The sequence below is a fragment of the Streptomyces sp. NPDC059456 genome (assembly GCF_042750055.1).
Classification (GTDB): domain Bacteria; phylum Actinomycetota; class Actinomycetes; order Streptomycetales; family Streptomycetaceae; genus Streptomyces.
In genome coordinates, this window is sequence record NZ_JBHYVA010001100.1 from 1 (window position 1) to 1,448 (window position 1,448).

General features: G+C 73.1%; 1 protein-coding gene. It reads right to left on the minus strand.

Annotated elements, in window-relative coordinates; translation table 11 throughout:
* Positions 1-109 precede the first annotated feature (109 nt).
* Positions 110-1,309: a glycine C-acetyltransferase gene (locus tag ACFXA3_RS42465; RefSeq protein ID WP_385196878.1), complete on the minus strand. Its 1,200-nt coding sequence runs from the start codon at positions 1,307-1,309 to the stop codon at positions 110-112.
* Positions 1,310-1,448: the final 139 nt, after the last annotated feature.

Genomic DNA, 1,448 nt, shown 5'->3' on the forward strand with positions numbered 1-1,448 from the left:
GTGGTCCGCCACGGCCCGCAGGATGCGCAGCCGGCGGGGGTCGATCACCCCACCATTCTCGCAGGTGGAGCGGGCGACCCGGCCGCCCGGCCGGTCAGGCCCCGGGGCCTCAGGCCGTCAGGGCGGCCCGCGCGTCGACGAAGGCGGCCACCGCGCGCTCCACGTCCGCCGTGGAGTGGGCCGCGGAGAGCTGGACCCGGATGCGGGCCGCGCCCATCGGGACCACGGGGTAGGAGAAGCCGATCACGTACACGCCGCGCTCCAGCAGCAGCTCCGCCATCTTGGCGGCCTCCGCGGCGTCGCCGATCATCACCGGGGCGATGGCGTGGTCGCCGGGGAGGATCTCGAAGCCGGCCTCGGTCATCTTCGTACGGAAGAGCTCGGTGTTGGCGGCGAGCCGCTCGCGCAGGTCGCCGGCCGACTCCAGCAGGTCCAGGACCTTCAGGGAGGCGGCGGCGATGACCGGGGCGAGGGAGTTGGAGAAGAGGTACGGGCGCGAGCGCTGGCGCAGCAGTTCGACGATCTCGGCGCGGGCCGCGACGTAGCCGCCGGAGGCGCCGCCGAGGGCCTTGCCGAGGGTGCCGGTGATGATGTCGATGCGGTCCATGACGCCGTGCAGTTCCGGCGTGCCGCGGCCGCCGGGGCCGACGAAGCCGACGGCGTGCGAGTCGTCGACCATGACCATGGCGTCGTAGCGCTCGGCCAGGTCGCAGATCTCGGCGAGCGGGGCGACGTAGCCGTCCATGGAGAACACGCCGTCGGTGACGATCAGCTTGCGGCGGGCACCGCCCTCGGTGGCCTCCTTCAGGCGGGCTTCGAGTTCGGCCATGTCGCGGTTGGCGTACCGGAAGCGGCGGGCCTTGGACAGGCGGATGCCGTCGATGATCGAGGCGTGGTTGAGGGCGTCGGAGATCACCGCGTCCTCGGCGCCGAGCAGGGTCTCGAAGACGCCGCCGTTGGCGTCGAAGCAGGAGGAGTAGAGGATCGTGTCCTCCTGGCCGAGGAAGGAGGACAGGCGCGCCTCCAGCTCCTTGTGCACTTCCTGCGTACCGCAGATGAAGCGGACGGAGGCCATTCCGTAGCCCCAGCGGTCGAGTGCGTCCTTGGCGGCGGCGACGACCTCGGGGTGGTCGGCCAGGCCCAGGTAGTTGTTGGCGCAGAAGTTGAGCACCTCGCCGGGGGCGCCGCCGGCGGTCACCGCGACGGCCGCGTTCTGCGGGGTGCCGATGACGCGCTCGGGCTTGTGCAGGCCGGCGGCGCGGATCTCGTCGAGGGTGGTGCGCAGGTCCTCGCGGACGGTCTCGAACATGGTGCGGTGCTCGCTTTCTCCTGGTGCGGCGGTGGCAGAGGAAGGAGGGGGGCGGGCCCCGCGGAGGGGGGTGGGGGGGCGGGGCCCGGCCGGGGGGTAATGGTCTGTGGGCGGGGGCCGGTGCCGGCCCGCGCGCGCG

Bases quoted from the DNA above. Each gene is read 5' to 3' on its own strand.
- ACFXA3_RS42465 (WP_385196878.1), bottom strand. From the start codon at position 1,309: ATGTTCGAGACCGTCCGCGAGGACCTGCGCACCACCCTCGACGAGATC.